Below are 25,471 nucleotides of genomic sequence, written 5' to 3'. Positions count from 1 at the left end.
GCTCATGTTCTTCCGCTGGGACTGGCTCCGGCCCGTACTGACCGCGCCGATCGTGCCGACTCTCGGTCCCGTCCATCCCGATGCCCTGACCGTCAGCATGTTCGAGGACATCCTGCGAGCAGCCGACACCGGGGACTTCCTGCCCTACGACAAAGACCAGCGCTGGGGCGGCGAGAAGAACGAGAAAGTCCTCCGCAGCGATGTGGTCCACCAACCTGAGCACACCCTCATCCCCACCCTGACCCGACGCGGACAGGGGTACGGCACCGTGAAGGTCTTCGCCTACGGGCTCCGTGACGGCGTTGTGGAAGAGGCTGCCGAGCTCGCAGCCAAGCTCGCCGCCGCGCACGACGTGGCGGGCGCCCGGGTCGTACGCCCCTTCGGCCCCGAGACCACACACCCGCGCGGCACCCGCATCCAGCTGAAGGACTTCGCCGCTACCCCCTGCCCCGCCCCCGATGGCCCGGTCCGGCCCGTCACCGCCTGGCCGACCGCCGTACAGGAGACCTTTGCGCCGTTCGCCGAAGCCATGGCGGGCGACGGCCTGGCCTTCCTTCACACCCAGATGCAGGCCGGTCGATGCGGCCCGGTCCTCGCCACCGCCATCGAAGACCGCATCGTGGGCGCGATCGGCCCCATGGAAGTACGCCCCGATGCCATCGGATGCCCCCAGCTCATGCCCCAGTACTTCGCCGTGCTGCCCGAGGTGCGAGGCCAGGGAGTGGGCCGCGTCCTGTGGCGGGCCGCGATGCACTGGGGCCAGTCACACGGCGCTGCCTACCAACTTCTCCAAACAGAGGTTGGCGGCCCTTCCGACAGGTTGTGCCAGGCCGAGGGGCTGACATCTCTCGGCTTCAGCCACACCACACGGGGTAACAGGCCGGGTCCCGGGTCTGAACAGTCTGGTGGTGGCCGCCTCGGCCGTCGTCACTGGCAGGGAGGAAGCCGGGCTTGAGGTGGAGATGACCGGGTTGCGGGCGTACAGAGACGCTTGAGCTCTGCCTGGCGCACCGCGGCTCGCCCTACCTGGGGTAGGAATGGGGCGTGACTCCTCCCCTCCAAACGAGGGGCTTCTCGCTATGCCGTTTGGGCTTCGCGACGGACCAGCCCGGCCCGTAGAACATTGAGTGCGCCCACCGTGTCCGCGTGCGCCTGGTGGCCGCACTCGGTGCAGTGGAACTTCTCCTGTGTGGGCCGGTTCTCCATGGCGGTGTGTCCGCACTGCGGGCATCGTCGGGAGGTGTTGCGGGGGTCCACTGCGATCACGTCTCGTCCGGCGCTTTCAGCCTTGGCGTGCAGGATCGTCAAGAACACCCCCCATCCGGCATCGGTGATCGAGCGGTTGAGCCCGGCCTTCGCGCGCGCCCCGTTGGACAGGAAACTGCCCGGCTGGTCGGGGTTGGGCCTTGCGGCCGGGGTCTTGATCATATTGCGGATCTTGAGGTCCTCGTGCGCGATGAAGTCGTGTTCCCGCACGAGGTCAAGCGCGGTCTTGTGTGCGTGATCGAGCCGCTGGCGGCGGACCTTGCGGTGCAGATCGGTAACGCGCTGGACGGCGCGCTGGTGGTTGGCGGTGCGCTTGTCGCGGCGTACCCGGGGAAAGCGGGCGAGTGCCCGCTGGGCGGCTTCGAGCTTGCTGGCGGCATTCCGGCCGTGACGCGGGTTGGGTACGAACTTGCCTTCTGAGTCCGCGAGGAAGTTGGCAATGCCCATGTCGATGCCGACCACGGACCCCGTGGCGGGCAGCGGCTCGGGATCGTTGTGCTCGGCGGTGAGGATGACGTACCAGCGCTTGCCCTCGCGTTTAACGGAGACGGTCCTGACCTTGCCGGCCACGGAGCGGTGCTGGTTGACCTTGACGTGCCCAACGCCTTGGAAACGTACGCGGGTGACGGGTTCGTGCGGGGTGGAGTCCCAGCGGCAGCCGTCACCGTCTTTGGGGAAGTCCACCGTATCGAACCAGTTGACCCCCCGGAAGCGGGGGTAGCCGGGCGTGTCGCCGGACTTGATGCGGCGGAAGAACGCGGCGAATGCCTTGTCGAGCCGCCGAAGCGTCGCCTGCTGACTGGAGAACGACCAGCGGCCCTGGCAGTCCGGGTCGAACGCCCGGATGTCCTTGAGTTGGGCTGACTGCTGCCCGTACTTGATGCTCGTCTTCGAGGCGTGCCGGTAGGCGTCGCGGCGTTCCTGTAAGGCCCCGTTGTAGAGCGAGCAGTGATCGCGCAGCATCTCGACGAGCGCGGCTTGTTGGCTCACGGTGGGCCGCATGAGGAACTTGTACGCACGGATCACCCGGCCCACCCCCTTCCAGTCGGCTTGCTTGCTCACAATACACTTGGCGGATGTCACCACGTTGGGAATCAGACCCTGATATCCGTAGGGGAAACCAGGTCACCCACGACCTCCACGCCCACTTGGTGTTTGTCACCAAGTATCGACGTGATGTATTCGACGACGACATGCTGAACCGCTGCGAGACGGTCATGCGGGACGTGTGCGAGAAGTTCGAGTCCGAGCTGAGAGAGTTCAACGGCGAGGGCGACCACGTACATCTCCTCGTGCACTACCCGCCGAAGATCGCCCTCTCGAAACTGGTCAACAGCCTGAAAGGCGTCAGCTCCCGCTACCTGCGGGCCGAGTACACCGGCCGGATCAACCGCATCGGCATGGGGTCCGTCTTCTGGGCCCCCTCATACTTCGTGGGATCCTGCGGTGGCGCACCACTGAGCATCGTCCAGGAGTACATCGAGAACCAGAAGCGGCCCGTCTGACCCTTGTCCCGGCGGTGCGGCGAACTCCGGCGCTCTGCGCCTCCGGGCAAAGGCCGCGTTCCTGCCCGGCATGAAGGTCGAGATTCCCTGCGAAGATCGAGGCATGGAGAACGAGATTCAGCAGCGGTTCGAGCGGATCACCGCATTCGTCGAGGCGCGGCTCACGCCGCTTTTCGATCCCGAGAACGGGAGCGATCACGGCTTCGGGATGGATGACACGTCGCGGGCGCTGCGTGCCCTGCGGTACACCGTGCAGGCGGCTTCGGCGGTCAACGGGCTGGTGGAGAAGCGGGAGTCGGCGCCGGAGCTGCGGCAGGTGGTGGACCAGGCGTTGGAGCACAACTGGGACGTGCTGCGCTCCATCGCCCGGATGTGGGAGGACCACCCCGACTTCCTGAAGGAGTTCAAGGGGCACTCCTGGGACGTGCTCGGGGTCTGATCCGTCAGGGGATCAGGACCACCTTGCCCATCGTGCCCCTGGTCTCCAGGGCGCGGTGGGCCGCCGCCGCCTCTCGCAGCGGGTAGGGCTGGACGGCCGGGCGGAGGGTGCCGTTCGTCGCCGCGGCGAGGGCGGCGAGTTCGAGGGTGCGGATGTCACCGCCGGCCTTCTGGAGCATGACGGGGCCGAGGACGGACCGCGAGGTGATGCCGCGGGCGGCCAGTTCCTGGTCCGTGAAGGTGAGTTCCGCGCCGCCCGACCAGCCGAAGACGAGGTGCCGGCCGCCCTTGCCGAGCAGGTCCACCGCCGAACGGGCCGTGGCCCCGCCCACCGAGTCGAAGACGACGGTCGCGGCGCGCTCTCCCAGGTACGCGCGGACCTCGTCCGGCCAGGTGTCGGACGTGTAGTCGACCGCCAGGTCCGCCCCGTTCTCCCGGACCCGCCGGACCTTCTCCGGGCCGCCCGCCAGGCCGATGACGACGGCGCCGGCGTTCTTCGCGTACTGCACGAGCAGGGTGCCGATGCCGCCCGCCGCCGCCGTGACGATCGCGACCGACTCCGGGCCCAGTTCGGCGAACTGCAGGATGCCGAGCGTCGTACGGCCGGTGCCGATCATGGCGACGGCCTCCGGTTCGCCGACGTGGTCGGGCAGGGCGTGCAGCCGGGACACGTCGGTGACGGCGAGTTCGGCGTAGCCTCCGGGCGCCATGCCGAGGTGGGTGACGACGCGGTGGCCCAGCCAGGACGGGTCGGTGCCGGGGCCGAGGGCGTCCACCGTGCCGGCGACCTCGCGGCCGGGCACGGTGGGGAGTTCGGGCGGGGCCGGGAAGGGGCCGGGCTCTCCCTCGCGGAGGACGGTGTCCAGGAGGTGCACGCCTGCCGCCGCCACCTTGACGCGGACCTGGCCGGGGCCCGGGACGGGGTCCGGGACCTCCTCGTACGTGAGGTTCTCGGCCGGGCCGAAGGCGTGGAGGCGGATGGCGTGCATGGCGGTCTCCCCTGAGCGATGCGCGACGGGCGATGTGCGCGGGCGCGGTCGTAGTCGCGGTCGTGGTCGTGGTCGTGAACAGCCTTCAACCTCAAGTCCGCTTGAGGTCAAGCCGCTCCAGACCCTCCCTCAGGCGCGCGTTCCGCAGCGCCAGCGACACCGCCTCCACCGCGCTCGTGAACGACACCTCCACCAGCACGCCCGGCGCCGCCACTTGGTCGCCCGCCAGGTACACGCCGTCGCCCCGGTCGATCGCCGGGCGGTCGCGCCAGGTGGTGCCGGGGCGGTCGACCGCGCCCGTACGCCCGTTGGAGACGGCCTCGCGCCGCCACAGCGTGCGCTCGCGCCAGTCCGCGAAGCCCAGGTCGAGCAGCCGCTCGGCGTGTGCGACGCCGTCCGCCTTCGACTCGCCGGGGCCGATCGGGAGCTGCGCCTGGATCAGCTGTTCGCCGGCCGGTGCCAGGGTCGGGTCCTGGGTGGTGAACCGTTCCACCCAGCCGGGCGCGTCCAGGTCCGAGATCGCGAACGGGTCGCCCTTCCGGGTACGCAACGCCAGGTCGAAGAGGACCGTACGGCCCGATTCCCAGGTCAGCGACGGGTCGCCGAGCAGCCGGGCGGCGGCCGGCAGGGCGGTCGCGACGATCACCGGGCCCTCGGCGGTCGGCAGGTCGGCCAGGCTGTCGACGCGCGACGAGGTCTCGATCCGTACGCCCAGCTCCACGGCCCGCGCCGTCATCCGCTCGATCAGCCGGCCCCAGCCGCCCTTCACGAAGTGCGCCTCGGCCGGGACCGACGCGGCCCGGTGCAGCCGCTCCTGCACGAAGCGGGCCGACAGGGCGCCCGGGTCGTGGTGGTAGAGCGCGACGCCGCTGTACGCGGCCGCCGCCTCCGCCGCCGCCGGACCGGCGATCCCGGTCGCCCAGGTGCGGAAGTCGACGTCCACCGGGGCCTGCTCCGCCTTGCGGAAGGACTGGCGCAGGAAGCCGAACGGCGGGACGCGGCGCAGCCCGCCCTTGTGGTGGAAGCGGAGCCTGGCGGCTTCGAGGGCGGGCAGCGGGGCGAGCGGGCCGAGCAGGCCGCGCTGCTTGAGCCAGGTCCAGTGCGGGCCGCCGCTGTAGATCGCGTGCGGGCCCTCGTTGGTCAGGTACGGGCCCTCGGCGGTGCGCGCCCGGCCGCCGAGGGTGTGGTGCGCCTCGTGCAGGGTGACGCGGGCGCCCGCCTCGGCGGCGGTGACGGCGGCGGTGAGTCCGGCGAAGCCGCCGCCGACGATGGTGATGTTCCGCATCTTTCCGACTCCCTCGTGCGCCCGGCTCGGTGCCGGGGTTCACGCATGGGACGGGCGGCGGGGCCGGGTTCGTGACATCGGGGCCGGGGCGTTGTCAGTGGTGTGCGTCACGATGGGTGGCATGACGAGTACGAGGAAGAGGAAGCCCGTCCCGGCGGTGCGCCGGCCCGAGGTCCGGCTGCCGGAGCTCGGGGCGTACGAAGGGGGCCTGGAGCCCGACGGGGACTACGACGGCCTGGAGCTCACCGGTCTCGACCTGGCCGGCCAGGACGGCGCGGGCGCCCGGTTCCTGGACTGCGCCCTGCGCGACTGCGCGCTCGACGAGGCGCGGCTGACGGCGGCGCGCTTCCTCGACTCGGTGCTGGAGGGGGTTCGGGGCGTGGGCACCGACCTCGCGGAGGCGCAGTTGCGGGACGTGGAGGTCGTGGACGCGCGGCTCGGCGGGACGCAGCTGCACGGGGCGGTCCTCGAGCGGGTGTGGGTGAGGGGAGGGAAGGCGGACTATCTGAATCTGCGGAAGGCGAAGCTGAAGGACGTCGTCTTCGAGGGCTGTGTGCTGAGCGAGCCCGACTTCGGGGGCGCGCACCTGGAGCGGGTGGAGTTCCGGGACTGCGTCCTGATCGGGGCGGACTTCAGCGGGGCGCGGCTGAAGGACGTGGACCTGCGCACGGTGCAGCGGCTCGAGATCGCGCGCGGGGTCGACGCGCTGGCCGGGGCCGTGATCTCCACGGCGCAGCTGCTCGACCTGGCGCCGGTGTTCGCGGCGCAGTTGGGGGTGCGGGTGGAGGACTGACCCTTACGCGTACGGGGACACGGCGTCAGGGCACGCGGGGGAAGCGGGCCTGGAGGTCCCACACGATCGGGTTGTCGGCCAGGCCCTCGTGCATGTCGACGAGGTCGGCGATCAGGTCGTGCAGGAAGTCGCGGGCCTCGCGGCGCAGTTGGGCGTGGCCGAAGGTGAGCGGCGGTTCGTCGCCCGGCATCCAGTCGGCCTCGACGTCCACCCAGCCGAAGCGGCGCTCGAAGATCATGACGTCGGAGGACTCGGTGAAGTCGAGCTCCGCGTACTGCGGCTGCGCGGCGCGGCTGCCGCGCGGGTCGCGGTCGAGCTGCTCGACGATGTCGCACAGCGCCCACGCGAAGTCGAGCACCGGCACCCATCCCCAGGCTGTGGACACCTCCTGGTCCTTCTCCGTGTCCGCGAGGTAGACGTCGCCGCAGAACAGGTCGTGGCGCAGCGCGTGGACGTCCGCGCGGCGGTAGTCCGTCTGCGGGGGGTCGGGGAAGCGGCGGGAGAGCGAGTAGCCGATGTCGAGCACGGGTCGATGGTCCCATGCCGGGTGCCCACCGGTCGCCCCGCCCGCCGGCCGCCGTGCCCGCCGGCCGCCGTGCCCGCCGGTCGCCGCGTCCGCCGCCCGCCGTGCCCCTGGCTCTCAGCCTCGGTGTGCCGCCCTTGCCAGGCGGGGGCCCAGCCAGCGCTTGAGGCGGCGGAGGGACTCCAGGCGGCCGGCGGCGTGGTCGAGGCGGTAGTAGAGCTGGGGCGGGATGTGCGGGAGCAGCGGGGAGTGGCGCTGGCCGAGGAGGGCGAACATCTGCGCCGGCTCCAGGCGCATGTAGCGGGGCAGGTTCTCGTACCACTGGGCGCTGTAGCGGGCCGCGCTCTGGGCCGAGACCAGTTCGGCGCGGCGCCTGCGGCCGTAGGTGGTGAGGGCGGCCGGCAGGTCGTCGGCGCCGGTGCGCAGGGCGGCGGCCAGCGCCAGGGCGTCCTCCAGGGCCAGGGTGGTGCCCGCGCCGATGGAGTAGTGGGTGGTGTGGGCGGCGTCGCCGAGCAGGACGGTGTTGCCGTGGTGCCAGGTCCGGGTGGTCAGGGTGCGGAAGTTCAGCCACTGGGCCGGGGCGCCGCCGCCGTGCTGCTCGCGGCCGATCAGCGGCTCGCCGTCGAGCAGGTCGGCGAACAGCTTCTCCAGGAGGCGCAGGCTGTCGGCCTCGTTCGTCCGGTCGAGCCCCAGGCCCGTCCAGGTGTCCGGCGCGCACTCCACCACGCAGGTCGACTGCTCGCCGCTGAAGCCGTACGCGTAGCACCAGATCCAGCCGTGCTCGGTCTCCTTGAAGGCGAAGCTGAAGGAGTCGAAGACCTTGGTAGTGCCCAGCCAGACGTAGTGGTTGCGGCCGCTGGTGACCTCGGCGCCGAAGCGGTCCGGGTGTGCCTCGCGCAGCACGCTGTTCACGCCGTCGGCGGCCACGACCAGGTCGGCGCCGGCGAGCTCGGGGGCGTCGGGGCCGCCGACGGCGTGCTCGTACTCGACCCGTACGCCCAGCTCGCGGGCCCGGTCGGCGAGCAGGTTCAGCATCGTGCGGCGGCCGATGCCGAAGCCGGCGTCGCCGCGGTGCACGGTGCGCTCGTCGCGGACGATGGCCACGCCGTCGGTCCAGGTGACGGACGCGGCGGCGATCGCCTCCGCCGACTCCGGGTCGCCGGCGCGCAGCTTGTCGAGGAGCCCGGCCCAGTAGGTGACGCCCCAGCCGTAGGTGGCGCCGGCCGGGTTCCGCTCGTACAGCGTGATCTCGTGGGAGGGGTCCTGGCGCTTCATCAGGATCGAGAAGTACAGGCCGCCGGGCCCGCCGCCGACGATGGTGATCTTCACGTGCGCTCCCACGGGGGCGTGACAGTGTGCGCTGGAACGGAAGCGCACAGTAGCAGTCGCCCGAGGCCCTAGGAGAGCAAACGCTGTTCCTTCGCCACCGCCACGGCGCCCGCCCGCGTGTCGACGCCGAGCTTCGCGTAGATCCTGCCCAGATGGGTCTTGACCGTCGCCTCGCTGATGAACAGCGCGCGGGCGATCTCGCGGTTGCCGAGGCCGTGCGCCAGCTGGCCGAGGATGTCGCGCTCCCGGTCGGTCAGCGTGGGCCGGGCGGCGCCCCGCATCCGGTCCATGACGCGGCTGGCGACCGGCGGCGACAGCGTCGTGCGGCCCTGGGCGGCGGAGTGGATCGCCGCGAACAGCTCCTCGGGCCGCTCGGCCTTCAGGAGGTAGCCGGTGGCGCCCGCCTCGATCGCCCGGGTGATGTCGGCGTCCGTGTCGTACGTGGTGAGGACGAGCACGTGCACCCCGGTCGGCGCGATCCGGCGGGTGGCCTCGACGCCGTCGATGCCCGCGCCGAGCTGGAGGTCCATCAGGACCACGTCCGGCCGCAGGTGCGCGGCCAGTGCGACCGCCTCCTCGCCGCTGCCCGCCTCCCCGACCACCTCGATGCCGGGCGCGCTGCCGAGCAGGGCGAGCAGACCGGCGCGTACGACGGCGTGGTCGTCGCAGAGCAGGATGCGGACGGGCTCGCGGACGGGCTCGGTCGCGGGCGTCGCGGGCGTGGCGGGCGTCACGGACGTACCTCCAGCGGGATCGCGGCGGAGAGCACGGTGCCCTCGCCCGGGGTGGACTCGATCGTCAGCGTGCCGCCCAGCTGCTGCGCGCGCACCCGCATCGCGGGCAGCCCGTGCCCTCGTACGCCCTCCGAGGACGGCGACCGGTCCGGGTCGAAACCGCGGCCGTCGTCGGCGACGTCCAGGACGACCTGGTCGTCGAGGTACGTGAGGGTGAGCGCGGCGGAGGTGGCGCCGGCGTGCTCGCGGACGTTCGCGAGGGCGCCCTGCGCGATGCGGAGCAGCGCCGACTGGACCCGGTCGGGCAGCGGCCGGTCCGGGGTGCCGTCGACATGGCAGCGCACCTCCAGGCCGGCGCCGGACTCGCGGGTGGCGAGCCCGCGCAGCGCCTCCTCCAGGCCGCCGCCCTCCGCGAGGTCCGCCGGGGCCAGGTCGTGCACGAAGCGGCGGGCCTCGGCGAGGTTGCGGTCGGCGATCGACTCGGCCGTACGGACATGGCGGCGGGCGGTCGCCGGGTCGCTGTCCCAGGTGCGGTCGGCGGCCTGGAGCAGCATCTGCTGGCTCGACAGGCCCTGCGCGAGCGTGTCGTGGATCTCCATCGAAAGGCGCTGCCGCTCGGCGAGGGTGCCCTCACGGCGCTCCGTCGCGGCCAGCTCGCGGCGGGTGCGGATGAGGTCCTCGATGAGCGCCCGCTGCCGTTCGGCCTGCCGTTCGGCGTGCACGAAGACGGCCGTCGCGATGGCGGCGACGGCCGGCGGGGCGATCACCAGGTTGGGGTCGAAGCCGCCGTGCGAGAGCTGCACCTGCGCGGTCACGACGAAGACGGTGAGCAGCGTGACCAGGCCGAGCGCGGCGCGCGGCGGCAGGGTGCGCAGGCCCGTGTAGAAGAGCGGCACCGCGCACCAGGCGAAGCTCGGCGCGAGCACGACGAGGACCATCCACACGGCCACGACCGTGCACAGCCAGGCGATCCGGCGCGGGGTGGCGCGGGTGCCGAGGACGGGGCCGAGGAGGTAGAGGGAGGCGAGCGCGCCGGAGAGCGCGACGATCCAGGGGCTGCGGTCCTCCCAGGGGTGGCGCAGCAGGAAGCGGGCGAGCGAGGCGCCGAGGAGGAGGAAGAAGGCGACGTGCATGACCCGCGCCAGCCAGCGGGCGTCCGGGTCCCGGTCCATCGTCCACCTTCTTCGCTGCCTGCAATACGGGTCTGACCTGGGTATACGTGTCCATCCTGGCCCAGCGGGACCAGGCCGGCATCAACCGATCGGCTGACCTCCCCGTCCACCACTATGCGCGCCGACGGCAGCCGGAACGCGGACCGGCCGGCGCCGGATCCGGACGGAGGATCGATGCAGAGCGAACGGAACAACGTCCTTCCTCGCCCCCCGCATCCCTCCTCGCCCTCTCGGACCCGGACCCTCAGGAGACCGCCATGAAGAAGAAGTTCCTCCTCGGCACCACCGCCGCCGTCGTCCTCGCGGCCGGCACCTTCGGCGCCGTCTCCGCGAACGCCACCGCCCCGCAGGCCGCCCCCGCCGCGGTCGTCGCCAAGGCCGACGCGGACAACGACAACCTGCGCCAGTCCACCCACCTGACGATCGGCGCCGCCACCAAGGCCGCGCAGGCCACGCTGAAGGCCGCCGAGAAGGAGAACCAGCGCGTCTCCGTCGCCGTCGTCGACCGCAACGGCAACACCATCGTGACGCTGCGCGGCGACGGCGCCGGCCCGCAGTCCTACGAGTCGGCCGTCCGCAAGGCGTACACCGCCGTCTCCTGGAACGCCCCGACCTCCGTCCTCGCCGGCCGGCTCGCCACCGCCCCGAACCTGAAGGACATCCCCGGCACCCTCTTCCTCGCCGGCGGCGCCCCGGTGACCGCGGGCGGCGCCCCGATCGCCGGCATCGGCGTGGCCGGTGCGCCCTCCGGCGACCTCGACGAGAAGTTCGCCCAGGCGGGCGTGGCGTCCCTCGACGACTGACGCGACAGGCGCGACGGACGCGACGGACGCGACCGACGCGACAAGCGCGGCTGACGCCCCCTCATGCGCGACGGCGCCCGGTTCCCCCGGCCGGGCGCCGTCGTCCTGCCCGCGAAGTGTTCGTACGTCTGTTTAGGATCGGTTCGTGAATACGCGCAGCCGAGTCCGGGCCGGAGCCGTGGCCGTCGTCTTCGCCCTGCTCGCCGCCGGGTGCACCGGCGGCGGCGCGGGCGGCGGGGGAGTGCAGGGCACGCCCGGTGCGGCCGGGCTGCGCGACCCGATGTTCCCCAAGCTCGGCAACGGCGGCTACGACGTGAGCCATTACGCGCTCACCCTGTCGTACGACCCCGCGAGCGGCCGGCTCGACGGCCGCGCCGAGATCACCGCGCGGGCCACCCAGGACCTCAGCGCCTTCAACCTGGACCTCGACGGGCTCACCGTGCGGGGCGCGACCGTCGACGGCGCGCCCGCCGCCGTCAACCGGGCCGGGAACGAGCTGACGCTGCGCCCGCGCGACGACATCGACGCCGGGAAGCGGTTCGTCGCGACCGTCACGTACACCGGCGTGCCGAAGACCATCACCGACTCGGACGGCTCCGAGGAGGGCTGGCTCAAGACGGCCGACGGGGCCGTCGCGGTCGGCGAACCGACCGGCTCCATGGCCTGGTTCCCGGGCAACCACCACCCGTCCGACAAGGCGTCCTACGACATCACCGTCACCGTCCCTGCGGGCCTCCAGGCCGTCTCCAACGGCGTGCTGTCCTCCGAGCGCAAGAGCGCCGACGGGCGCACCACGACCTCGGTCTGGCACGCGGCCGAGCCGATGGCGAGCTATCTCGCGACGCTCGCGATCGGCCACTTCGACACGTCGACGACGACCGCCACCCTCGGCAGGGCCAAGGTGCCGGTGCTGACCGCCGCCGACCCGTCCGTCGCCGCGAAGAGCGCCGCGCTGCGCGCGAAGATCCCGGAGATCCTCGACTGGGAGCAGCAGAACTTCGGGCCGTACCCCTTCGCCGCCGCCGGCGCGATCGTCGAGCGCGACGGCGACCTCGGCTACGCCCTGGAGACGCAGGGCCGGCCGATCTTCCCGGCCTCCTCCTTCGAGGAGGGCACGCTCGTGCACGAGCTGGCGCACCAGTGGTACGGCGACTCCGTGACGCCCGCGAGCTGGAAGGACATCTGGCTGAACGAGGGTTTCGCGACGTACGGGGAGTGGCTGTACGAGGAGGACTTCCAGCACACTCCGGCGCAGAAGAACTTCGAGAAGGCGTTCGCGAACGACGACGCCTGGGCCTTCCCGCCGGCCGCGCCGACCAGCTCCGAGGATCTGTTCTCGGCGCCGGTGTACCAGCGGGGCGCGATGGTGCTGCACAAGATCCGGCAGAAGGTCGGCGACGACGTCTTCTACGAGATCCTGTCGGGCTGGCCGGCGAAGCACCGGTACGGCACCGCCACCACCGAGGACTTCACGAAGTACGCGGAGTCGGTGGCGGGCGAGGACCTCTCGGACGTGTGGAAGGTGTGGCTGTACGGGGACGAGAAGCCCGACAAGCCCTGATCGGACGTCAGCAGGCCCAGAGCAGGCTCGGAGAGGGCTCGGACCCTGATGGCTCAGCAGGCTCCGAAGGCTCAGAGGGCCTTGCGCATCACGATGCACGGGCGGCCGTGCGCCAGGTCCGGGCGGCGCGCGGTCTCCTCGTAACCGAGGGAGGTCCAGAAGGCGAGCGCCCGCGGGTTGTTCTCGAGGACGGCGAGCCGCAGGCCCTGCCGGCCCTCGGAGCGGAAGCTCTCCTCGACGTACGCGGCGAGCCGGCGGCCGTACCCGGCGCGCTGCTCCTCGGCGTGCACCATCAACAGGCCGAGCCACGGGTCCGCCTGGACCGGGTCGGGGTGCCGGCCGAGGGTGACCGCGACGGCGACCAGACGGCCCTCGGAGCGGGCGAGCAGCACCTCGGCGGTCGGCTGCGCGAGGTCGTCGGCGAGGGCGGCGGCCACCTGTTCGGGGGTGATGTGGTCGGGGTCCGGGAAGTCGCCGCTGAGCTGCTGGAACTCGTGGTTGGAGGCGTAGAGGCCGGTGAGTTCGGTGAGCAGCGGGCCGGGGATGTCGCGCGGGTCCTTGGCGGGCAGGGGTTCGACGATCACCGGGAAAGCGTAGAGCCCCGGACCGGGCGGGGTCGCCGGGTGCCGGGGCTCCGTGTAGGGCCGCGGGTCAGATGTTGACGCCGAAGTCGCGGGCGATGCCCTCCAGGCCCGAGGCGTAACCCTGGCCGACCGCGCGGAACTTCCACTCGGCGCCGTTGCGGTACAGCTCGCCGAAGACCATGGCGGTCTCGACGGCGGCGTCCTCCGACAGGTCGTAGCGCGCGATCTCGGCGCCGCCGGCCTGGTTGACGATGCGGATGTACGCGTTGCGGACCTGGCCGAAGTTCTGCGCGCGGTTGACCGCGTCGTAGATGGAGACCGGGAAGACGATCTTGTCGACGCCGGCCGGGAGGCCCGCCAGGTTGACGTTGATCTGCTCGTCGTCGCCGCCGCCCTCGCCCGTGCGGTTGTCACCGGTGTGGACGATGGTCTGGTCCGGCGTCGACTTGTTGTTGAAGAAGACGAAGTGGCCGTCGGACACGACCTTGCCGGTGGCGTCGACGCCGATCGCGGAGGCGTCGAGGTCGAAGTCGGTGCCCGTGGTCGTACGGACGTCCCAGCCGAGGCCCACGGTGACGGCGGTGAGGCCCGGGGCCTCCTTGGTCAGGGAGACGTTGCCGCCCTTGGACAGGCTTACAGCCATGGGAAGTCCCTTTCTGAGGTGCTGTCGTCGATATCGATAACGCACGGTGCGGCGGGGCGGTTCCCGTGCGAAAACAGAGTGACGCACCGGCGGGGTCCGGGGAACATGGAAGACATGTCCGGTCCCTATCCGATCCGCGGCTCCGTCTCGCTTCCCGAGGCCGAGCTCCTGTGGCGTTTCTCGCGGTCGTCCGGGCCGGGCGGCCAGCACGTCAACACCTCCGACTCGAAGGTGGAGCTGAGCTTCGACCTGGCGGCGACGGCGGCCCTGCCCGAGGTGTGGAAGGCGCGCGCCCTGGAGCGGCTCGCCGGCCGCCTGGTGAACGGCGTCGTCACCGTCCGCGCCTCCGAGCACCGCTCCCAGTGGCGCAACCGCGAGACCGCCGCCGTGCGTCTCGCCGCGCTGCTCGCCGAGGCCACCGCCCCGCCCCCGAAGCCGCGCCGCCCGACGAAGATCCCGCGCGGCATCAACGAGCGGCGGCTGCGGGAGAAGAAGCAGCGGGCGGAGACGAAGCGCGGGCGGCAGGCGAAGGACTGGGGCTGAGCCTTCCGGGGACTCAGCCCAGCGTCCGGTAGCGGCCCTTGAAGTACGTCAGGGGGTTGCCCTCCGCCGACGGCAGCGTCGTCGCGAGTACGCGGCCGATGACGAGGGTGTGGTCGCCGGCGACGACGCGGCTCTCCGTGCGGCATTCGAGGGTGGCGAGCGCGCCGCCCATCAGGGGCGCGTTGCTGTGCGGGCCGCGGGTGTACGGCACGTCGGCGAAGAGCAGCCGGTCGCTGACGCGGCCCTTCATGGCGAAGCGGCCGGCGACGTGCCGCTGGCTCTCGGCGAGCAGCGAGACCGCCCAGACCGGCACCTCGGTGAGCACGTCGTCCATGCGGGAGCCGTTGCGCAGGCTGACCAGGACGAGCGGCGGGTCGAGGGAGACCGACAGGAAGGCGGTGGCGGTCATGCCGACGTCCTCGCCGTGCGGGCCGTCCTCCGGGTCGTGGGCCGTCACCAGGACGACGCCCGCCGCGAGGCGGGACATGGCGGCCTTGAACGCGTCGTTGCTCACCCCCTCAGCATGAGGGATGGCCAGGTCGACGGTGGGGGTCCCGAGCGCGGGCGTCTTCTGCAGCACACTCGCACGCTAGTCCGGGCCCGGCGGCCGCCGCATCGGGCCCCGGGACCAGCGGTCTTCCCTCGTGGGTCCTAGGACCGGGGCTCGTGAAGGCTCTGTGACTTGAGTCACAGAGGGCGCTAATTGTTGACCCTGTGTACCGGGTGCACAGCTCGCTGTGATTCAGTGGCGGGAACAGTGCACCACGTAGCCGATGAGCCGATGAGAACCCTGGAGTCAGCTGTCGAGGTCTCGGGGAGAGCGAGCGATGGAGACCGAGTCGGAGCCGTACGTCCGTCTTGCGACCCTGCGGCAGCTGCATCAGGTCGTGGCGGACCTCAACACCGCACGCAGCCTGGCGGACACCGTGCAGGCCGTCGCCGACGGCATCGTCAACGGGCTCAACTATGAGCTGGCCTGCGTCAACCTCGTGCGCCCCGACGGCGATCTGGTCGTGTCGGCGTTCGCCGGCAGCCCCGCCGCCGAGGCCCTGATCACCGGCCGGGTCGGCTCCCGCGCCTCCTGGGACCGCCGCCTCGCCATGGGCGAGGCATGGGGCGACCTGCGCTTCATCCCGCACACCGAGGGCTGGGTGCTCATCGAGGACGACGTCCCGCAGTGGCACACCGAGGGCCCCGCGCCCCGCTTCGAGGACGAGTGGCACCCGCACGACCGGCTCTACGCGCCGATGTACGCGCCCAGCGTCCGCTCCGCCCACCCGGCGGGTTCCCCCGGCTCGGAGTCCGGCTCGGGCTCCGGCTCCGGCCGCGAGCTGCTCGGCGTCATCTCCGTCGACCGCCCGCGCAACGGCCGCCACCCCGGCCCCTGGGGCTGCGAGGCGCTCCAGATGTACGCCTCCCAGGCCGCCATCGCGATCAGCAACGCGCGCCTGCGCTCCAACATGCAGCGCGCCCTCATCCGTCTGGAGCGCGAGCAGCAGGCCCTGCGGGCCAGTGAGGAGTCGTTCCGGCAGGCGTTCGAGTACGCGCCCTCCGGCATGGCCATCGCCGAGATGGGCGGCGACCAGCACGGCCGCCTCCTCCGCACCAACGACGCCCTGTGCCGTCTCCTCGGCCGTCCCGCCTCCGTGATGCGCCGCTACAGCTTCGCCGACCTCGTCCACCCCGAGGACATAGGCACCCTGCTCCGCACCTCCGCCGAGGGCGGCCGCGCCGAGCTGCGCCTCGCCCGCCGCGACGGCACGTACGTCTGGGTGTCCCTCCGCAACTCCGTCGTCGCCGACACCGCCGACGGCCCCCGCTTCCTCCTCACCCACGTCGAGGACATCGAGGAGCGCAAGCGGCACGAGCTCCAGCTCGCCCACCGCGCCTCGCACGACGCCCTCACCGGCCTCCCCAACAGCGCCGAGCTGCGCTCCCGGCTCTCCGCCCGGCTCTGCGAACGCCCCTTCGCGGGCGCCGGCGACACCGCCCCCGCACCGCGCGGCCCCGCGTACGAGCCCGCCTACGACGGCGAGCGCGGTTCCGAGTACGGATCCGAGTACGGAACGGACTACGGCTCGGACTACGGGTACGAGCGCGAGCACGGCTTCGGCTTCTCGCCGGTCGGCGGCGCCGGCGGCGCGTACGACCACCATGTGCACACCGTCGCGCCCACCGGCGGCGAGGTCGACGACGGCACCAAGGGCCTCGCCGTCCTCTTCTGCGACCTGGACGGCTTCAAGTCGATCAACGACCGCTTCGGCCACCACACCGGCGACGCCGTCCTCATCGAGGTCGCCCGCCGGCTCACCACGGGCGTACGGGACGGGGACACGGTCGCCCGGCTCGGCGGCGACGAGTTCGTCGTCCTCGCCGACGGCCTGGGCGCGGCCGACGCCGCCGACCTCGCCGTACGGCTGCGCAACGCGATCATCCCGCCGATCCGGGTGGACGGGCGGGCCGTGCGCGTCGGGGCCAGCTTCGGCATCGGCTGGGCGGAGTGCGGCATGACGGTGGAAGAGGTCCTGAACAGCGCGGACCAACGGATGTACATCGAGAAGCGGTCGCGCTCGAAGGTGCACCGCAGGGCCGGTTGAGGCCCGCCGAGCCGCCGCACCGCGGTTTCGTTCACCGCTCGTACACACGCCACCAGACCGGCCGGAGGGCCGTTCGAGGTAGGCTCGGCCGGTCGGCGACGGCTGGCGAGCAGGGAAAAGGAGTGACCCGGATGGCTGCCGGTAACGACGGCGCGAAGACGCCCGAGGACGACGATCCGTTCGGTTATCTGTACGCGGACGGTCAGGCGGCAGGAGCCCAGCCGCCCACGGGCGGCGGCTACGGCTACCCGGGTCCGGCGGCGCAGCCGGGCGTCCCCCGCACCTCGTACAACCAGGTCCGCGCGGTCGGCGAGCGCCAGTACGGCGGCCACGCGCAGGCCCACCATGCCCACGCCGCGCAGGCGCACGTGCCGCAGCAGCAGGCGTACGGGCAGCAGCCGGGCGGCTACGGCCAGCCGCACCCGCAGTACGCGGCCCCCGAGACCTACCCGGGCGGCGCCCCGACCCGCCCCACGCCGCCGGTCGCGGCCGGTCGCGGCGGCCGCGGTCCCAACACCAGGGGTCTGCTCATCGGCGCCGTGGCGGTCGTCGCGGTCGTCGTCATCGGCATCGCCGCGGCCGTGATCAGCAACACGGGCAACGAGGACGACAACGCGGGCGGCGGTGGCAACCCGACGGGCACCCCGACCCAGGTGTCCGAGTCCCCCTCCACCGACCCGAGCCCGTCCTCGCAGCCCACGCAGGAGCTGCCGAAGCAGGACGCGGCGACGCTGAAGCTGGGTGGTTCGGCGGCGCTCGCCAAGGACATCAAGGGCGCGGAGGGCGCGGACGGCGCGTACGTCACGGGGTTCAACGCGATCGGGTCCTCGGTGACGTGGCAGGCGAACGTGGCGACGGCCGGCAGCTACCGGCTGTACGTGCGCTACGCGATCCCCGCGGTGGACGCGAACGCGACCCTGACGGTCAACGACGAGGCGAACAGCAACCCGATAGGCCTGAAGAACTTCGTCCACTCCTCGGACCCGAACCTGGAGAAGAACTGGCAGACCACCTGGGCGCCGGTGACCCTCAAGGAGGGCATGAACACGATCAAGTTGTCGTGCGAGCAGGGCAACCAGTGCGACGCGATCTTCGACTGGCTGGAGATCCGCACCGGCTGAACCGGCCCGCACGAGCTGAACCGGCCCGTGCGGGCTTAACCGGCCCGTACGGGCGCGGATTACGCCGCCGTCGCCGGTGCGTGCAGCCTGACGCGGGGGAGCAGGGCCTCGTATGCCGGCTCGTCGAACTCGCCCGCGACCGGGGAGAGTACGGTCGCGGCGGAGAGGGCGACCGCGTGGGTGAGGCGGGTGGGCCAGTCGGTGCCGTCGACCAGGCCGGCGAGGAGCGCGGCGACGGCCGAGTCGCCCGCGCCGGTCGGGTTCCCCTGTACGGGGGCGGGCGGGGCCGCCTGCCAGAGGCCGTCGGGGGTGACGGCGAGCAGGCCCTCGGGGCCGAGCGAGGTGACGACGGCGTGCGCGCCGCGGCGGCGTGCGTCGCGGGTGGCGCGGTGGGGTTCGCGGGAGCCGGTGAGCTGGGCGAGTTCCTCGGCGTTGGGCTTGACGATGTCGGGGCGGGCGGCGATGCCGCGGCGCAGCGGTTCGCCGCTGGTGTCGAGCAGTACGGGCACGCCGGCGGCGCGGGCGAGCCGGACGAGTTCGGCGTAGGCGCCGACGTGGATGCCGGGCGGGAGGCTGCCGCACAGCGCCACCGCCCGGGCACCGTCGAGGAGTTCGGTGAAGCGGGCGGTGAACGCGGCCCATTCGGCCGGGGTGATGGCCGGGCCGGGTTCGTTGAGCTGGGTGGTGTCGCCGCTGGCGGCGTCGACGACGGCGACGGTGCGTCGGGTGGCGCCGGCGGTCGGCACGAGCGCGTCGTGGACCCGGCCGGGCAGGCCGGCGGCGGTCGCGGCGAGCAGACCGCGCAGCACGTCACCGGTGGGGCCGCCGGCGAAGCCGGTGACGACGGTCTCGTGGCCGAGCGCGGCGAGCACGCGAGCGACGTTCAGGCCCTTGCCGCCCGGGCGTTCGATGACCTGGGTGACGCGGTGGGAGGCGTGCGGGACGAGGGCGGGCACGCGGTAGGTGAGGTCGAGCGCCGTGTTGAGGGTGACTGTGAGGATCACCTGGTCCACCCCCCGTCTTCTCGTCCCACCAGCTGTTCACCGGCTGTCTCGTCACCGGCTGTCTCGGCGCCCTGATCATGCCAAACAGAAGGCGGTTGGCCCAGACCCGGGACCAACCGCCTTGAGACAACTTTCCGCACGTTGTGGCGACCTCACCGCACGCGGGGTTCGACCAGCCACTCGCCCTTGCGCATCACGCCCTTGACCTCGAACTCCGCGTCGAGGACGACGATGTCCGCGTCCTTGCCGGCCTCCAGGGAGCCCACCCGGTCGTACACGCCGAGGAGCTTCGCCGGGTTGGCGGAGATGGCCTGGACGACGGACTCGACGGGCAGTCCGTCGATGGTCGCGGCGCGCTTGAACGCCCGGTCCAGCGTCAGGGTGGAGCCCGCGATGGAGCCGCCCTCGACGAGTCGCGCCACGCTGTCCTTCACCTCGACCTCCAGCGGGCCGAGCATGTAGCGGCCGTCGCCGAAGCCGGCCGCGTCCATGGCGTCGGTGATGAGGGCGACGCGCTCCGGGCCGGCGTGGTGGAAGGCCAGCTCCAGGGCGGCCGGGTGCAGGTGGGTGCCGTCGTTGATGAGCTCGACGGTGACCCGCTCGTCCTCCAGGAGCGCGGCGACGGGGCCGGGCGCGCGGTGCCCGAGGCCGGGCATCGCGTTGTAGAGGTGGGTGGCGACGGTGGCGCCGGCGTCGATGGCCGCCCGCGTCTGCTCGTACGTGGCGTCCGTGTGGCCGATCGCCGCGATGACGCCGTGCTCGGCGAGCAGCCGTACGGAGTCGAGGCCGCCGGGCAGTTCGGTGGCGAGGGTGACCATGCGGGCCTGGCCGCGGGCCGCGTCGACGAGCTTGCGTACCTCGGCCGGCTCGGGGTCGCGCAGCAGGGTCTCGTCGTGGGCGCCCTTGCGGCACGGGGAGATGAAGGGGCCCTCGAAGTGGATGCCGGCGATGTCGCCCTGCTCGGCGAGCTCGGAGAGCAGGCCGGCCCGCGTGCGGAGGAAGTCCATGTCACCGGTGACGAAGGAGGCGACGACGGTGGTCGTGCCGTGCAGCCGGTGGGTGCGGACGCCGTGGAGGACCTCGTCGACGGTGCCGGAGGTGAAGGACGCGCCGCCACCGCCGTGGTTGTGCAGGTCGACGAAGCCGGGCACGAGCCAGTGGCCGGAGAGGTCGACCGTAGGGGCTTCGGTAGCGACGGAGCCCGCGATGCGGCCGTTCTCGACGATCACTCGTCCGTTCTCGACGATTCCGGTCGGCAGCACCACTCGGGCCCCGGCGAGAACTGTGGAAACGGCCATCAGGCGGATACCTCCGAGTCGGCGGACGGGGCCGGTGAGCGGGCGATCAGGTCCCAGGCGAGGAGGCCCGCGCCCAGGCATCCGGCGGTGTCCCCGAGGGCCGCCGGGACGATGGCGGGCAGCTTCTGGAACGTGACGCGCTCCTCCACGGCGGCCCGAAGGGGTGTGAACAACGTTTCCCCTGCTTCGGCGAGACCGCCACCGATGATGAGCGTGCGGGGGTCCAGCAGGGTGAGGGCCGTGACCAGGCCGTCGGCGAGCGCGGCTACGGCGTCCTGCCAGACCCGTACGGCGGCCGGATCGCCGGACTCGACGGCCTTGGCGCAGTCGGCGGCGTCGGCGTCCGGGTCGCCGGAGGCGGCGGCCCAGGCGAGCGAGACGGCGGAGGCGGAGGCGTACCGCTCCAGGCAGCCGCGCTGGCCGCAGCCGCACTCCGTACCGCCGGGGCGGACGACGATGTGGCCGATCTCGCCGGCGTAGCCGTGGGCGCCGGCCTCGATGGCGCCGCCGATGCCGATGGCGCCCGCGATGCCGGTGCCGAGCGGGACGAAGAGGAAGCGGTCGGCGCCGTTGCCGGCGCCGATGCGGCCCTCGGCGAGGCCGCCGGTGCGCACGTCGTGGCCGAGGGCGACGGGGATGCCGCCGAGCCGCTCGCTGAGCAGGGCGCGCAGGGGGACGTCGCGCCAGCCGAGGTTGGCGGCGTAGACGGCGATGCCGTTCGCGGCGTCGACGATGCCGGGCACGGCGACGCCGGCGGCCGCGGCGGGCTCGCCGTACCGCTCCTGGCCGAGCGTGCGCAGCTCCTCGGCGAAGCCCAGGATCGTCTCCACGACGGCCTCGGGGCCGCGTTCGCGCCCGGTGGCCCGCCGCGCCTCGTGCAGCAGGGTGCCGTCCGCCCCGACGAGGGCGGCCTTCATGCCGGTGCCGCCCACATCGAGGGCGATGACGTGTCTCACGGGAACAGTCTCGCGTGTAGGGATCGAAAGGTCTAGTCCACTGTGGAGGATTGTTGCGCGCGGATACAAATCCCGGGTTCCGGGAGGCCCGGCGTTGCAGAAGCGATACGCGAGTGGTGTAGACCTCCGGCGGCTACCCGGGAGAAACTTGCGGCGAACATTGCCTCGACGAAGAGCAAAGGGTGGGTTACGGCTGTGCAGCGGCGACGATTCCTGGGACTGGCCGCGGCGGCCGGAGCACTCGGCCTGACGGCCGGCCTCACCGGCTGCTCCAGCCTCACCGGCGGCGACGGCGACGTCACCCTCAAGCTGGTGGCCGCCGACTACGACCTCACCGGCGGCGACTCCACCAAGAAGTACTGGGCCGGCCTCGTCGCCGCCTTCGAGGCGAAGAACCCCGGCGTGAAGGTCCAGGTCCAGATCGAGTCCTGGAACGACGTCGACCGCAAGGTCGCCGAGCTGGTCAAGGCCGGCCAGGCCCCCGACCTCGCGCAGATCGGCGCCTACGCCGACTACGCGGCCGCCGGCAAGCTCTACTCCGCCGACGAGCTGCTCTCCATCCCCGTGCAGGCCAACTTCCTCGCCCCGCTGGTCTCCGCCGGCGAGTACAAGCGCACCCAGTACGGCATGCCCTTCGTCGCCTCCACCCGGCTGCTCTTCTACAACAAGGAGCTGTTCGAGAAGGCCGGCGTCGCCGAGCCGCCGACCACCTGGGACGAGCTCGCGGCCGCCGCCGGGAAGCTGAGGAAGAAGGGCGTCACCTACCCCTTCGCGCTGCCGCTCGGCCCCGAGGAGGCGCAGGCCGAGACCATGATGTGGCTGCTCAGCGGGGGCGGCGGCTACACCGACGGCACCGACCGCTACAAGATCGACTCCGAGGCGAACGTCCGCACCTTCGACTGGCTGCGCACCCACCTCGTCGGCGAGGGCCTCACCGGCCCCGTCGCCCCCGGCAAGCTCAACCGCAAGGAGGCCTTCGCCGCCTTCTCGCGCGGCGAGGTCGGCATGCTCAACGGCCACCCGTCCCTCATGCAGGAGGCCGAGAAGCAGGGCATCAAGGTCGGCAAGGTCGCCCTGCCCGGCAGCGACGGCAAGGCCAAGGCCACCATGGGCGTCGCCGACTGGATCATGGGCTTCAAGCAGAACGGCCACCGCAAGGAGATCGGCGCCTTCCTCGACTTCGTCTTCAGCGACGAGAACGTGCTGCGCTTCGCCGGCGACAACGACCTGCTGCCCGCCACCATCACCGCCTCCCTCGCCATGCAGTCCGCCCCGGAGCACGCGTCCCTGCGCGAGTTCCTGGAGGCGCTGCCCGACTCCCAGCTGCCGCCCGTCGGCAAGACGTCCTGGGCGCAGGTCAGCAGCAGCGTCAAGGCGGAGATCGGCAAGGCGGTCGAGCCGGGCGCCAAGCCCTCGGAGGTCCTCGGCCGCCTCGCGCGCGAGGCGACGACGGCGGAGAGCGCGGAGTGAGCCCGGTGTGAGCCCGGAGTGAGATCGGATGGAGCGCGGAGTGAGCGGCGCGGAATAAGTTGGTCGGTATGACCAGTGAACTCGGGGAGCTCGGCGAGCGGGAGCGGGCCGTCCTGGCCATGGAGCGCCGCTCCTGGCCCGGCCCCGGCGCCAAGGAACGAGCGGTGCGCGAACAGCTCGGCCTCTCCGCCACCCGCTACTACCAGCTGCTCAACGCCCTCCTCGACGACCCGCGCGCCCTCGCCCACGACCCGGTGACCGTGAACCGGCTGCGCCGGGTGCGGGCCGAGCGCGCGGAGCGCCGCTGAGTCTCCGTCCGGGCGCGGCTCCGTCCGGGCGCGGCTTCGCCCCGCTGACGGGACGGGCATCCCTGGGTAGGGTCGGGGGCATGGTCAGCAGCCCTCCGCACCCGACCACAGCCGCCGGCCGCGACGGACTCGCCGCGCTCCTCGCGCGGCCCGAGAAGGCCGTCGTGGCCCTCGACTTCGACGGGACGCTCGCCGAGATCGTCCCCGACCCCGAGCGCGCCCGCGCCCACCCCGGCGCCGTGCCCGCGCTCGCCGCCCTCGCCCCGCGGGTGGCCTCCGTCGCCGTGGTCACCGGCCGGCCCGCCGGAGTGGCCGTACGGTACGGGGGCTTCGCCGGCGTCCCCGGCCTCGAGCACCTGGTCGTCCTCGGCCACTACGGCGCCGAGCGCTGGGACGCCGTCACCGGCACCGTCCACGCCGCCGCCCCGCACCCGGGCGTCGCCCCGGTCCGCGCCGCGCTGCCCGGCTTCCTCGACCGGCACGGCGCCTGGCCGGGCATCTGGATCGAGGAGAAGGGCCGCGCGGTCGCCGTCCACACCCGCCGCGCAGCCGACCCCGACGGCGCCTTCGAGGCCCTCAAGGGCCCCCTCGCCGACCTCGCCGCCGCCCACGGCCTGGTCCTCGAACCCGGCCGCCTGGTCCTCGAACTGCGCCCCCCGGGCATGGACAAGGGCGTCGCCCTCGCCGACTACGTCCGCGAGATCGGCGCCTCCTCCGTCCTCTACGCGGGCGACGACCTCGGCGACCTGCCCGCCTACGCCGCCGTCGAGAAGCTCCGCTCCGACGGCACCCCCGGCCTCCTCGTCTGCTCCGCCGCCGAGGCCCGGGCCGTCCCCGACCTCGCCGACCGCGCCGACCTCACGGTGGCGGGACCGGCGGCGGTGGTGGAGTTCCTGGCGGGCCTGGCCCGCGAGCTGGAGGCATGACGCCGCGAGCCGGAGGCATGGCAGAGGGGCCCCGGTCCGGGGCCCCTCGTCGGAGCGGTGTCGTCACAGGGCGCCCGGACCGCTGGGCACGCCGGTCGCCCGACCGCCCTACCGGTCCCGCAGCGCGTCCAGCTGGTTCAGGAACCACTGCCGCGGCGGCAGCGCCGTCGCCGCGGCGGCGAGCCGCTTCGTGCGGTCCGCGCGCTCCGGCGCCGGCATCGAGAGGGCCTCGTGCAGGGCTTCGGCCGTCTCCGTCACGTCGTACGGGTTGACCGTGAGGGCGTCGGCGCGCAGCTCCTCGTACGCGCCCGCCTCCCGGGAGAGCACCAGTGCGCAGCCCGCGTCGGAGACGACCGGGATCTCCTTGGCGACCAGGTTCATGCCGTCGCGGACGGGGTTGACCAGGGCGACGTCGGCGAGGCGGTAGGCGGCGAGGGAGCGGGTGAAGTCGTCCTGGACGGAGACGACGACGGGCTGCCAGTCGTCCGTGCCGAACTCGGCGTTGACCGCCTCGGCGAGTTCCCTGACCGAGGCGGTGTAGGAGCGGTAGACCTCCAGGTCCTGGCGGGAGGGGTAGGCGGAGGCGAGGTGGACGACGCGGCCGCGCCACTCGGGGTGGGTGGTGAGCAGCTCGCGGTAGGCGAGCAGGCCGCGCAGGATGTTCTTGGACAGCTCGGTGCGGTCGACGCGGACGATCGTCTTCCGGCCCGGGCCGACCTCCTCCCGGAGCCGGGCGAGCCGCTCGTCGACCTCGGGCCGGTGCGCGAGCGCGCGCAGGTCGTCGCCGTCCACGCCGAGCGGGTGCGTACGGACCCGGGTGTCGCCGATCGAGCGCGCCACGCGCGGATCGGCGAGGAAGGCGTCCGCCCAGGCCCGGGTGTGGAAGCCGACCTCGTCGGCGCCGAGCATGCCCGCGACCAGCTCCTCGTGGACGTCCTCCGGCAGCATCCGCAGATACCACGGGTCCGCCCACGGGGTGTGCGTGAAGTGTCCGATCCGCAGGTCGGGCCGGAGCACCCGCAGCTGCCCCGGCACGAGCGCCAGGTGGTAGTCCTGCACCAGGACCGCCGCGCCCTCGTCCGCGGCCTGTGCGAGCGCCTCGGCGAAGGCCCGGTTGTAGGCGCGGTAGGACTCCCAGCGGCGGCGGAAGGCGGCGTCGAAGACGGGCGCGCGCGGGATGTCGTAGAGGTGGTGGTGGAGGAACCACAGCACCGAGTTCGCGATGCCGTTGTACGCGTCGGCGTACACGGCCGGGTCGATGTCGAGCATCCGCACGCCCGGCTCGGCCACCCCGCGCCGCACCGCCTCGCGGTCCCCGGCGCCGAGCGCCGCGCACACCCACAGCCCCGAGGGCACCGCGCTGAGCCCCGAGACGAGGCCGCCGCCGCCCCGCCGGGTGTCCAGTGAGCCGTCGGGGCGGACGGTGTACGAGACCGGGCCGCGGTTCGATGCCACGAGGACAGAAGCCATATGGCGAACCTAGCCCGTCCTGTAAACGCTCAAACGTACGGATTTAAGACAGTGCGTTTTCGAGACGGCAGGCTCACGGATCGAGACGGACGGCGCCACGCCGTGGGTTCCGGCGCCGCGCCGTGGGTCCCGGCGTCCGGTCGTGGGTCCCTG

The 25,471-nt window shown here is 72.7% G+C and carries 26 protein-coding genes; 12 read left to right on the top strand and 14 right to left on the bottom strand.

Translation table 11 applies throughout. The features are described from left to right. Positions 1–4 precede the first annotated feature (4 nt). Positions 5–955, top strand: coding sequence for a GNAT family N-acetyltransferase (locus tag ACIRSU_RS32365; RefSeq protein WP_403799824.1), 951 nt, complete (start codon positions 5–7; stop codon positions 953–955). A 122-nt stretch (positions 956–1,077) separates the two neighbouring features. On the opposite strand, the gene ACIRSU_RS32360 is transcribed toward ACIRSU_RS32365, so the two are convergent. After that, positions 1,078–2,292: an RNA-guided endonuclease InsQ/TnpB family protein gene (locus ACIRSU_RS32360; protein WP_403800100.1), complete on the bottom strand. Its 1,215-nt coding sequence runs from the start codon at positions 2,290–2,292 to the stop codon at positions 1,078–1,080. Positions 2,293–2,342: 50 nt separating this feature from the next. Here ACIRSU_RS32360 and tnpA point away from each other — a divergent pair, with 50 nt between their 5' ends. Further along, on the top strand, positions 2,343–2,771 hold the full coding sequence (tnpA, locus tag ACIRSU_RS32355) for an IS200/IS605 family transposase (protein WP_403799822.1): 429 nt from the start codon (positions 2,343–2,345) through the stop codon (positions 2,769–2,771). Between the two features lie 103 nt (positions 2,772–2,874). Continuing rightward, positions 2,875–3,210: a hypothetical protein gene (locus ACIRSU_RS32350; RefSeq protein WP_389205166.1), complete on the top strand. Its 336-nt coding sequence runs from the start codon at positions 2,875–2,877 to the stop codon at positions 3,208–3,210. A 4-nt stretch (positions 3,211–3,214) separates the two neighbouring features. Here ACIRSU_RS32350 and ACIRSU_RS32345 read toward each other — a convergent pair whose 3' ends face one another. Together ACIRSU_RS32345 and ACIRSU_RS32340 are read right to left on the bottom strand one after the other, a co-directional pair. After that, on the bottom strand, positions 3,215–4,198 hold the full coding sequence (locus ACIRSU_RS32345; protein WP_403799819.1) for a zinc-binding dehydrogenase: 984 nt from the start codon (positions 4,196–4,198) through the stop codon (positions 3,215–3,217). Between the two features lie 91 nt (positions 4,199–4,289). Continuing rightward, a complete protein-coding gene (locus ACIRSU_RS32340) occupies positions 4,290–5,483 on the bottom strand; it encodes an FAD-dependent oxidoreductase (RefSeq protein WP_403799817.1) in 1,194 nt (397 codons plus the stop codon). Positions 5,484–5,604: 121 nt separating this feature from the next. Here ACIRSU_RS32340 and ACIRSU_RS32335 point away from each other — a divergent pair, with 121 nt between their 5' ends. Beyond that, on the top strand, positions 5,605–6,276 hold the full coding sequence (locus ACIRSU_RS32335; RefSeq protein WP_403799814.1) for a pentapeptide repeat-containing protein: 672 nt from the start codon (positions 5,605–5,607) through the stop codon (positions 6,274–6,276). A 25-nt stretch (positions 6,277–6,301) separates the two neighbouring features. Here ACIRSU_RS32335 and ACIRSU_RS32330 read toward each other — a convergent pair whose 3' ends face one another. The 4 genes from ACIRSU_RS32330 to ACIRSU_RS32315 all read right to left on the bottom strand — a co-directional run bounded on the left by ACIRSU_RS32330 (position 6,302) and on the right by ACIRSU_RS32315 (position 10,034). Then, positions 6,302–6,802: a hypothetical protein gene (locus tag ACIRSU_RS32330; RefSeq protein WP_403799812.1), complete on the bottom strand. Its 501-nt coding sequence runs from the start codon at positions 6,800–6,802 to the stop codon at positions 6,302–6,304. 114 nt (positions 6,803–6,916) lie between these two features. After that, on the bottom strand, positions 6,917–8,128 hold the full coding sequence (locus tag ACIRSU_RS32325) for an FAD-dependent monooxygenase (protein WP_403799809.1): 1,212 nt from the start codon (positions 8,126–8,128) through the stop codon (positions 6,917–6,919). A gap of 68 nt (positions 8,129–8,196) precedes the next feature. Then, the gene (locus tag ACIRSU_RS32320; protein ID WP_403799806.1) at positions 8,197–8,862 is read right to left on the bottom strand and encodes a response regulator; all 666 of its coding nucleotides are present in this window, start codon (positions 8,860–8,862) and stop codon (positions 8,197–8,199) included. Next, positions 8,859–10,034 carry a sensor histidine kinase gene (locus tag ACIRSU_RS32315; protein WP_403799804.1) on the bottom strand — a complete coding sequence of 392 codons (1,176 nt, stop codon included), beginning with the start codon at positions 10,032–10,034 and terminating at the stop codon, positions 8,859–8,861. Before ACIRSU_RS32315 ends, ACIRSU_RS32320 begins: the two co-directional genes overlap by 4 nt. A 257-nt stretch (positions 10,035–10,291) precedes the next feature. Here ACIRSU_RS32315 and ACIRSU_RS32310 point away from each other — a divergent pair, with 257 nt between their 5' ends. Further along, positions 10,292–10,837: a heme-binding protein gene (locus tag ACIRSU_RS32310; protein ID WP_403799801.1), complete on the top strand. Its 546-nt coding sequence runs from the start codon at positions 10,292–10,294 to the stop codon at positions 10,835–10,837. Between the two features lie 145 nt (positions 10,838–10,982). Further along, a complete protein-coding gene (locus ACIRSU_RS32305) occupies positions 10,983–12,398 on the top strand; it encodes a M1 family metallopeptidase (protein WP_403799799.1) in 1,416 nt (471 codons plus the stop codon). 71 nt (positions 12,399–12,469) lie between these two features. Here ACIRSU_RS32305 and ACIRSU_RS32300 read toward each other — a convergent pair whose 3' ends face one another. Together ACIRSU_RS32300 and ACIRSU_RS32295 are read right to left on the bottom strand one after the other, a co-directional pair. After that, on the bottom strand, positions 12,470–12,982 hold the full coding sequence (locus tag ACIRSU_RS32300) for a GNAT family N-acetyltransferase (protein WP_403799796.1): 513 nt from the start codon (positions 12,980–12,982) through the stop codon (positions 12,470–12,472). A 67-nt stretch (positions 12,983–13,049) separates the two neighbouring features. Further along, on the bottom strand, positions 13,050–13,625 hold the full coding sequence (locus tag ACIRSU_RS32295) for a TerD family protein (protein WP_403799794.1): 576 nt from the start codon (positions 13,623–13,625) through the stop codon (positions 13,050–13,052). A 105-nt stretch (positions 13,626–13,730) separates the two neighbouring features. On the opposite strand from ACIRSU_RS32295, the gene arfB reads away from it, so the two are divergent. Next, positions 13,731–14,168 carry an alternative ribosome rescue aminoacyl-tRNA hydrolase ArfB gene (arfB, locus tag ACIRSU_RS32290; protein WP_403799791.1) on the top strand — a complete coding sequence of 146 codons (438 nt, stop codon included), beginning with the start codon at positions 13,731–13,733 and terminating at the stop codon, positions 14,166–14,168. Positions 14,169–14,181: 13 nt separating this feature from the next. On the opposite strand, the gene ACIRSU_RS32285 is transcribed toward arfB, so the two are convergent. Next, on the bottom strand, positions 14,182–14,748 hold the full coding sequence (locus ACIRSU_RS32285) for a flavin reductase family protein (RefSeq protein WP_403799788.1): 567 nt from the start codon (positions 14,746–14,748) through the stop codon (positions 14,182–14,184). Between the two features lie 247 nt (positions 14,749–14,995). On the opposite strand from ACIRSU_RS32285, the gene cdgB reads away from it, so the two are divergent. Both cdgB and ACIRSU_RS32275 read left to right on the top strand, forming a co-directional pair. Next, positions 14,996–16,765 carry a diguanylate cyclase CdgB gene (gene cdgB, locus ACIRSU_RS32280; protein ID WP_403799785.1) on the top strand — a complete coding sequence of 590 codons (1,770 nt, stop codon included), beginning with the start codon at positions 14,996–14,998 and terminating at the stop codon, positions 16,763–16,765. A gap of 131 nt (positions 16,766–16,896) precedes the next feature. Further along, complete coding sequence (locus ACIRSU_RS32275) at positions 16,897–17,886, top strand: CBM35 domain-containing protein (RefSeq protein WP_403799782.1); 990 nt, start codon at positions 16,897–16,899, stop codon at positions 17,884–17,886. Between the two features lie 59 nt (positions 17,887–17,945). On the opposite strand, the gene ACIRSU_RS32270 is transcribed toward ACIRSU_RS32275, so the two are convergent. The 3 genes from ACIRSU_RS32270 to ACIRSU_RS32260 all read right to left on the bottom strand — a co-directional run bounded on the left by ACIRSU_RS32270 (position 17,946) and on the right by ACIRSU_RS32260 (position 21,144). Next, positions 17,946–18,890 carry a 1-phosphofructokinase family hexose kinase gene (locus ACIRSU_RS32270; RefSeq protein ID WP_403800097.1) on the bottom strand — a complete coding sequence of 315 codons (945 nt, stop codon included), beginning with the start codon at positions 18,888–18,890 and terminating at the stop codon, positions 17,946–17,948. Positions 18,891–19,042: 152 nt separating this feature from the next. After that, positions 19,043–20,188, bottom strand: a complete 1,146-nt coding sequence (gene nagA / locus ACIRSU_RS32265) for an N-acetylglucosamine-6-phosphate deacetylase (RefSeq protein WP_403799779.1) — start codon at positions 20,186–20,188, stop codon at positions 19,043–19,045. Next, entirely contained in the window at positions 20,188–21,144 is a 957-nt protein-coding gene (locus ACIRSU_RS32260; protein WP_403799777.1) for an ROK family protein, read from the bottom strand. Before ACIRSU_RS32260 ends, nagA begins: the two co-directional genes overlap by 1 nt. A 195-nt stretch (positions 21,145–21,339) precedes the next feature. Between ACIRSU_RS32260 and ACIRSU_RS32255 the strand changes: the two genes are divergently transcribed. The 3 genes from ACIRSU_RS32255 to otsB all read left to right on the top strand — a co-directional run bounded on the left by ACIRSU_RS32255 (position 21,340) and on the right by otsB (position 23,848). Then, positions 21,340–22,614, top strand: a complete 1,275-nt coding sequence (locus tag ACIRSU_RS32255) for an ABC transporter substrate-binding protein (protein WP_403799774.1) — start codon at positions 21,340–21,342, stop codon at positions 22,612–22,614. Positions 22,615–22,682: 68 nt separating this feature from the next. Next, positions 22,683–22,922 (top strand): DUF3263 domain-containing protein, encoded by a 240-nt coding sequence (locus ACIRSU_RS32250; protein WP_403799771.1) that lies wholly within the window; start codon positions 22,683–22,685, stop codon positions 22,920–22,922. A gap of 80 nt (positions 22,923–23,002) precedes the next feature. Further along, positions 23,003–23,848 (top strand): trehalose-phosphatase, encoded by an 846-nt coding sequence (otsB, locus tag ACIRSU_RS32245; protein ID WP_403799768.1) that lies wholly within the window; start codon positions 23,003–23,005, stop codon positions 23,846–23,848. 108 nt (positions 23,849–23,956) lie between these two features. Here otsB and ACIRSU_RS32240 read toward each other — a convergent pair whose 3' ends face one another. Further along, positions 23,957–25,318, bottom strand: a complete 1,362-nt coding sequence (locus ACIRSU_RS32240) for a trehalose-6-phosphate synthase (RefSeq protein ID WP_403799766.1) — start codon at positions 25,316–25,318, stop codon at positions 23,957–23,959. Positions 25,319–25,471: the final 153 nt, after the last annotated feature.

This window comes from Streptomyces sp. NPDC101160 (assembly GCF_044768205.1).
In the GTDB taxonomy this organism is placed as follows: domain Bacteria; phylum Actinomycetota; class Actinomycetes; order Streptomycetales; family Streptomycetaceae; genus Streptomyces.
Note: the sequence above shows the minus strand (reverse complement) of the source record. Positions and strands in the feature narration are given on the sequence as shown.

Excerpts from the sequence above, each read along its gene's own strand:
- ACIRSU_RS32365 (WP_403799824.1), top strand. The coding sequence starts at position 5 with ATGTTCTTCCGCTGGGACTGGCTCCGGCCCGTACTGACCGCGCCGATC.
- tnpA (WP_403799822.1), top strand. The coding sequence starts at position 2,343 with ATGTCACCACGTTGGGAATCAGACCCTGATATCCGTAGGGGAAACCAG.
- ACIRSU_RS32350 (WP_389205166.1), top strand. The coding sequence starts at position 2,875 with ATGGAGAACGAGATTCAGCAGCGGTTCGAGCGGATCACCGCATTCGTC.
- ACIRSU_RS32345 (WP_403799819.1), bottom strand. The coding sequence starts at position 4,198 with ATGCACGCCATCCGCCTCCACGCCTTCGGCCCGGCCGAGAACCTCACG.
- ACIRSU_RS32340 (WP_403799817.1), bottom strand. The coding sequence starts at position 5,483 with ATGCGGAACATCACCATCGTCGGCGGCGGCTTCGCCGGACTCACCGCC.
- ACIRSU_RS32335 (WP_403799814.1), top strand. The coding sequence starts at position 5,605 with ATGACGAGTACGAGGAAGAGGAAGCCCGTCCCGGCGGTGCGCCGGCCC.
- ACIRSU_RS32315 (WP_403799804.1), bottom strand. The coding sequence starts at position 10,034 with ATGGACCGGGACCCGGACGCCCGCTGGCTGGCGCGGGTCATGCACGTC.
- ACIRSU_RS32310 (WP_403799801.1), top strand. The coding sequence starts at position 10,292 with ATGAAGAAGAAGTTCCTCCTCGGCACCACCGCCGCCGTCGTCCTCGCG.
- ACIRSU_RS32295 (WP_403799794.1), bottom strand. The coding sequence starts at position 13,625 with ATGGCTGTAAGCCTGTCCAAGGGCGGCAACGTCTCCCTGACCAAGGAG.
- arfB (WP_403799791.1), top strand. The coding sequence starts at position 13,731 with ATGGAAGACATGTCCGGTCCCTATCCGATCCGCGGCTCCGTCTCGCTT.
- cdgB (WP_403799785.1), top strand. The coding sequence starts at position 14,996 with ATGGAGACCGAGTCGGAGCCGTACGTCCGTCTTGCGACCCTGCGGCAG.
- ACIRSU_RS32275 (WP_403799782.1), top strand. The coding sequence starts at position 16,897 with ATGGCTGCCGGTAACGACGGCGCGAAGACGCCCGAGGACGACGATCCG.
- nagA (WP_403799779.1), bottom strand. The coding sequence starts at position 20,188 with ATGGCCGTTTCCACAGTTCTCGCCGGGGCCCGAGTGGTGCTGCCGACC.
- ACIRSU_RS32250 (WP_403799771.1), top strand. The coding sequence starts at position 22,683 with ATGACCAGTGAACTCGGGGAGCTCGGCGAGCGGGAGCGGGCCGTCCTG.
- otsB (WP_403799768.1), top strand. The coding sequence starts at position 23,003 with ATGGTCAGCAGCCCTCCGCACCCGACCACAGCCGCCGGCCGCGACGGA.
- ACIRSU_RS32240 (WP_403799766.1), bottom strand. The coding sequence starts at position 25,318 with ATGGCTTCTGTCCTCGTGGCATCGAACCGCGGCCCGGTCTCGTACACC.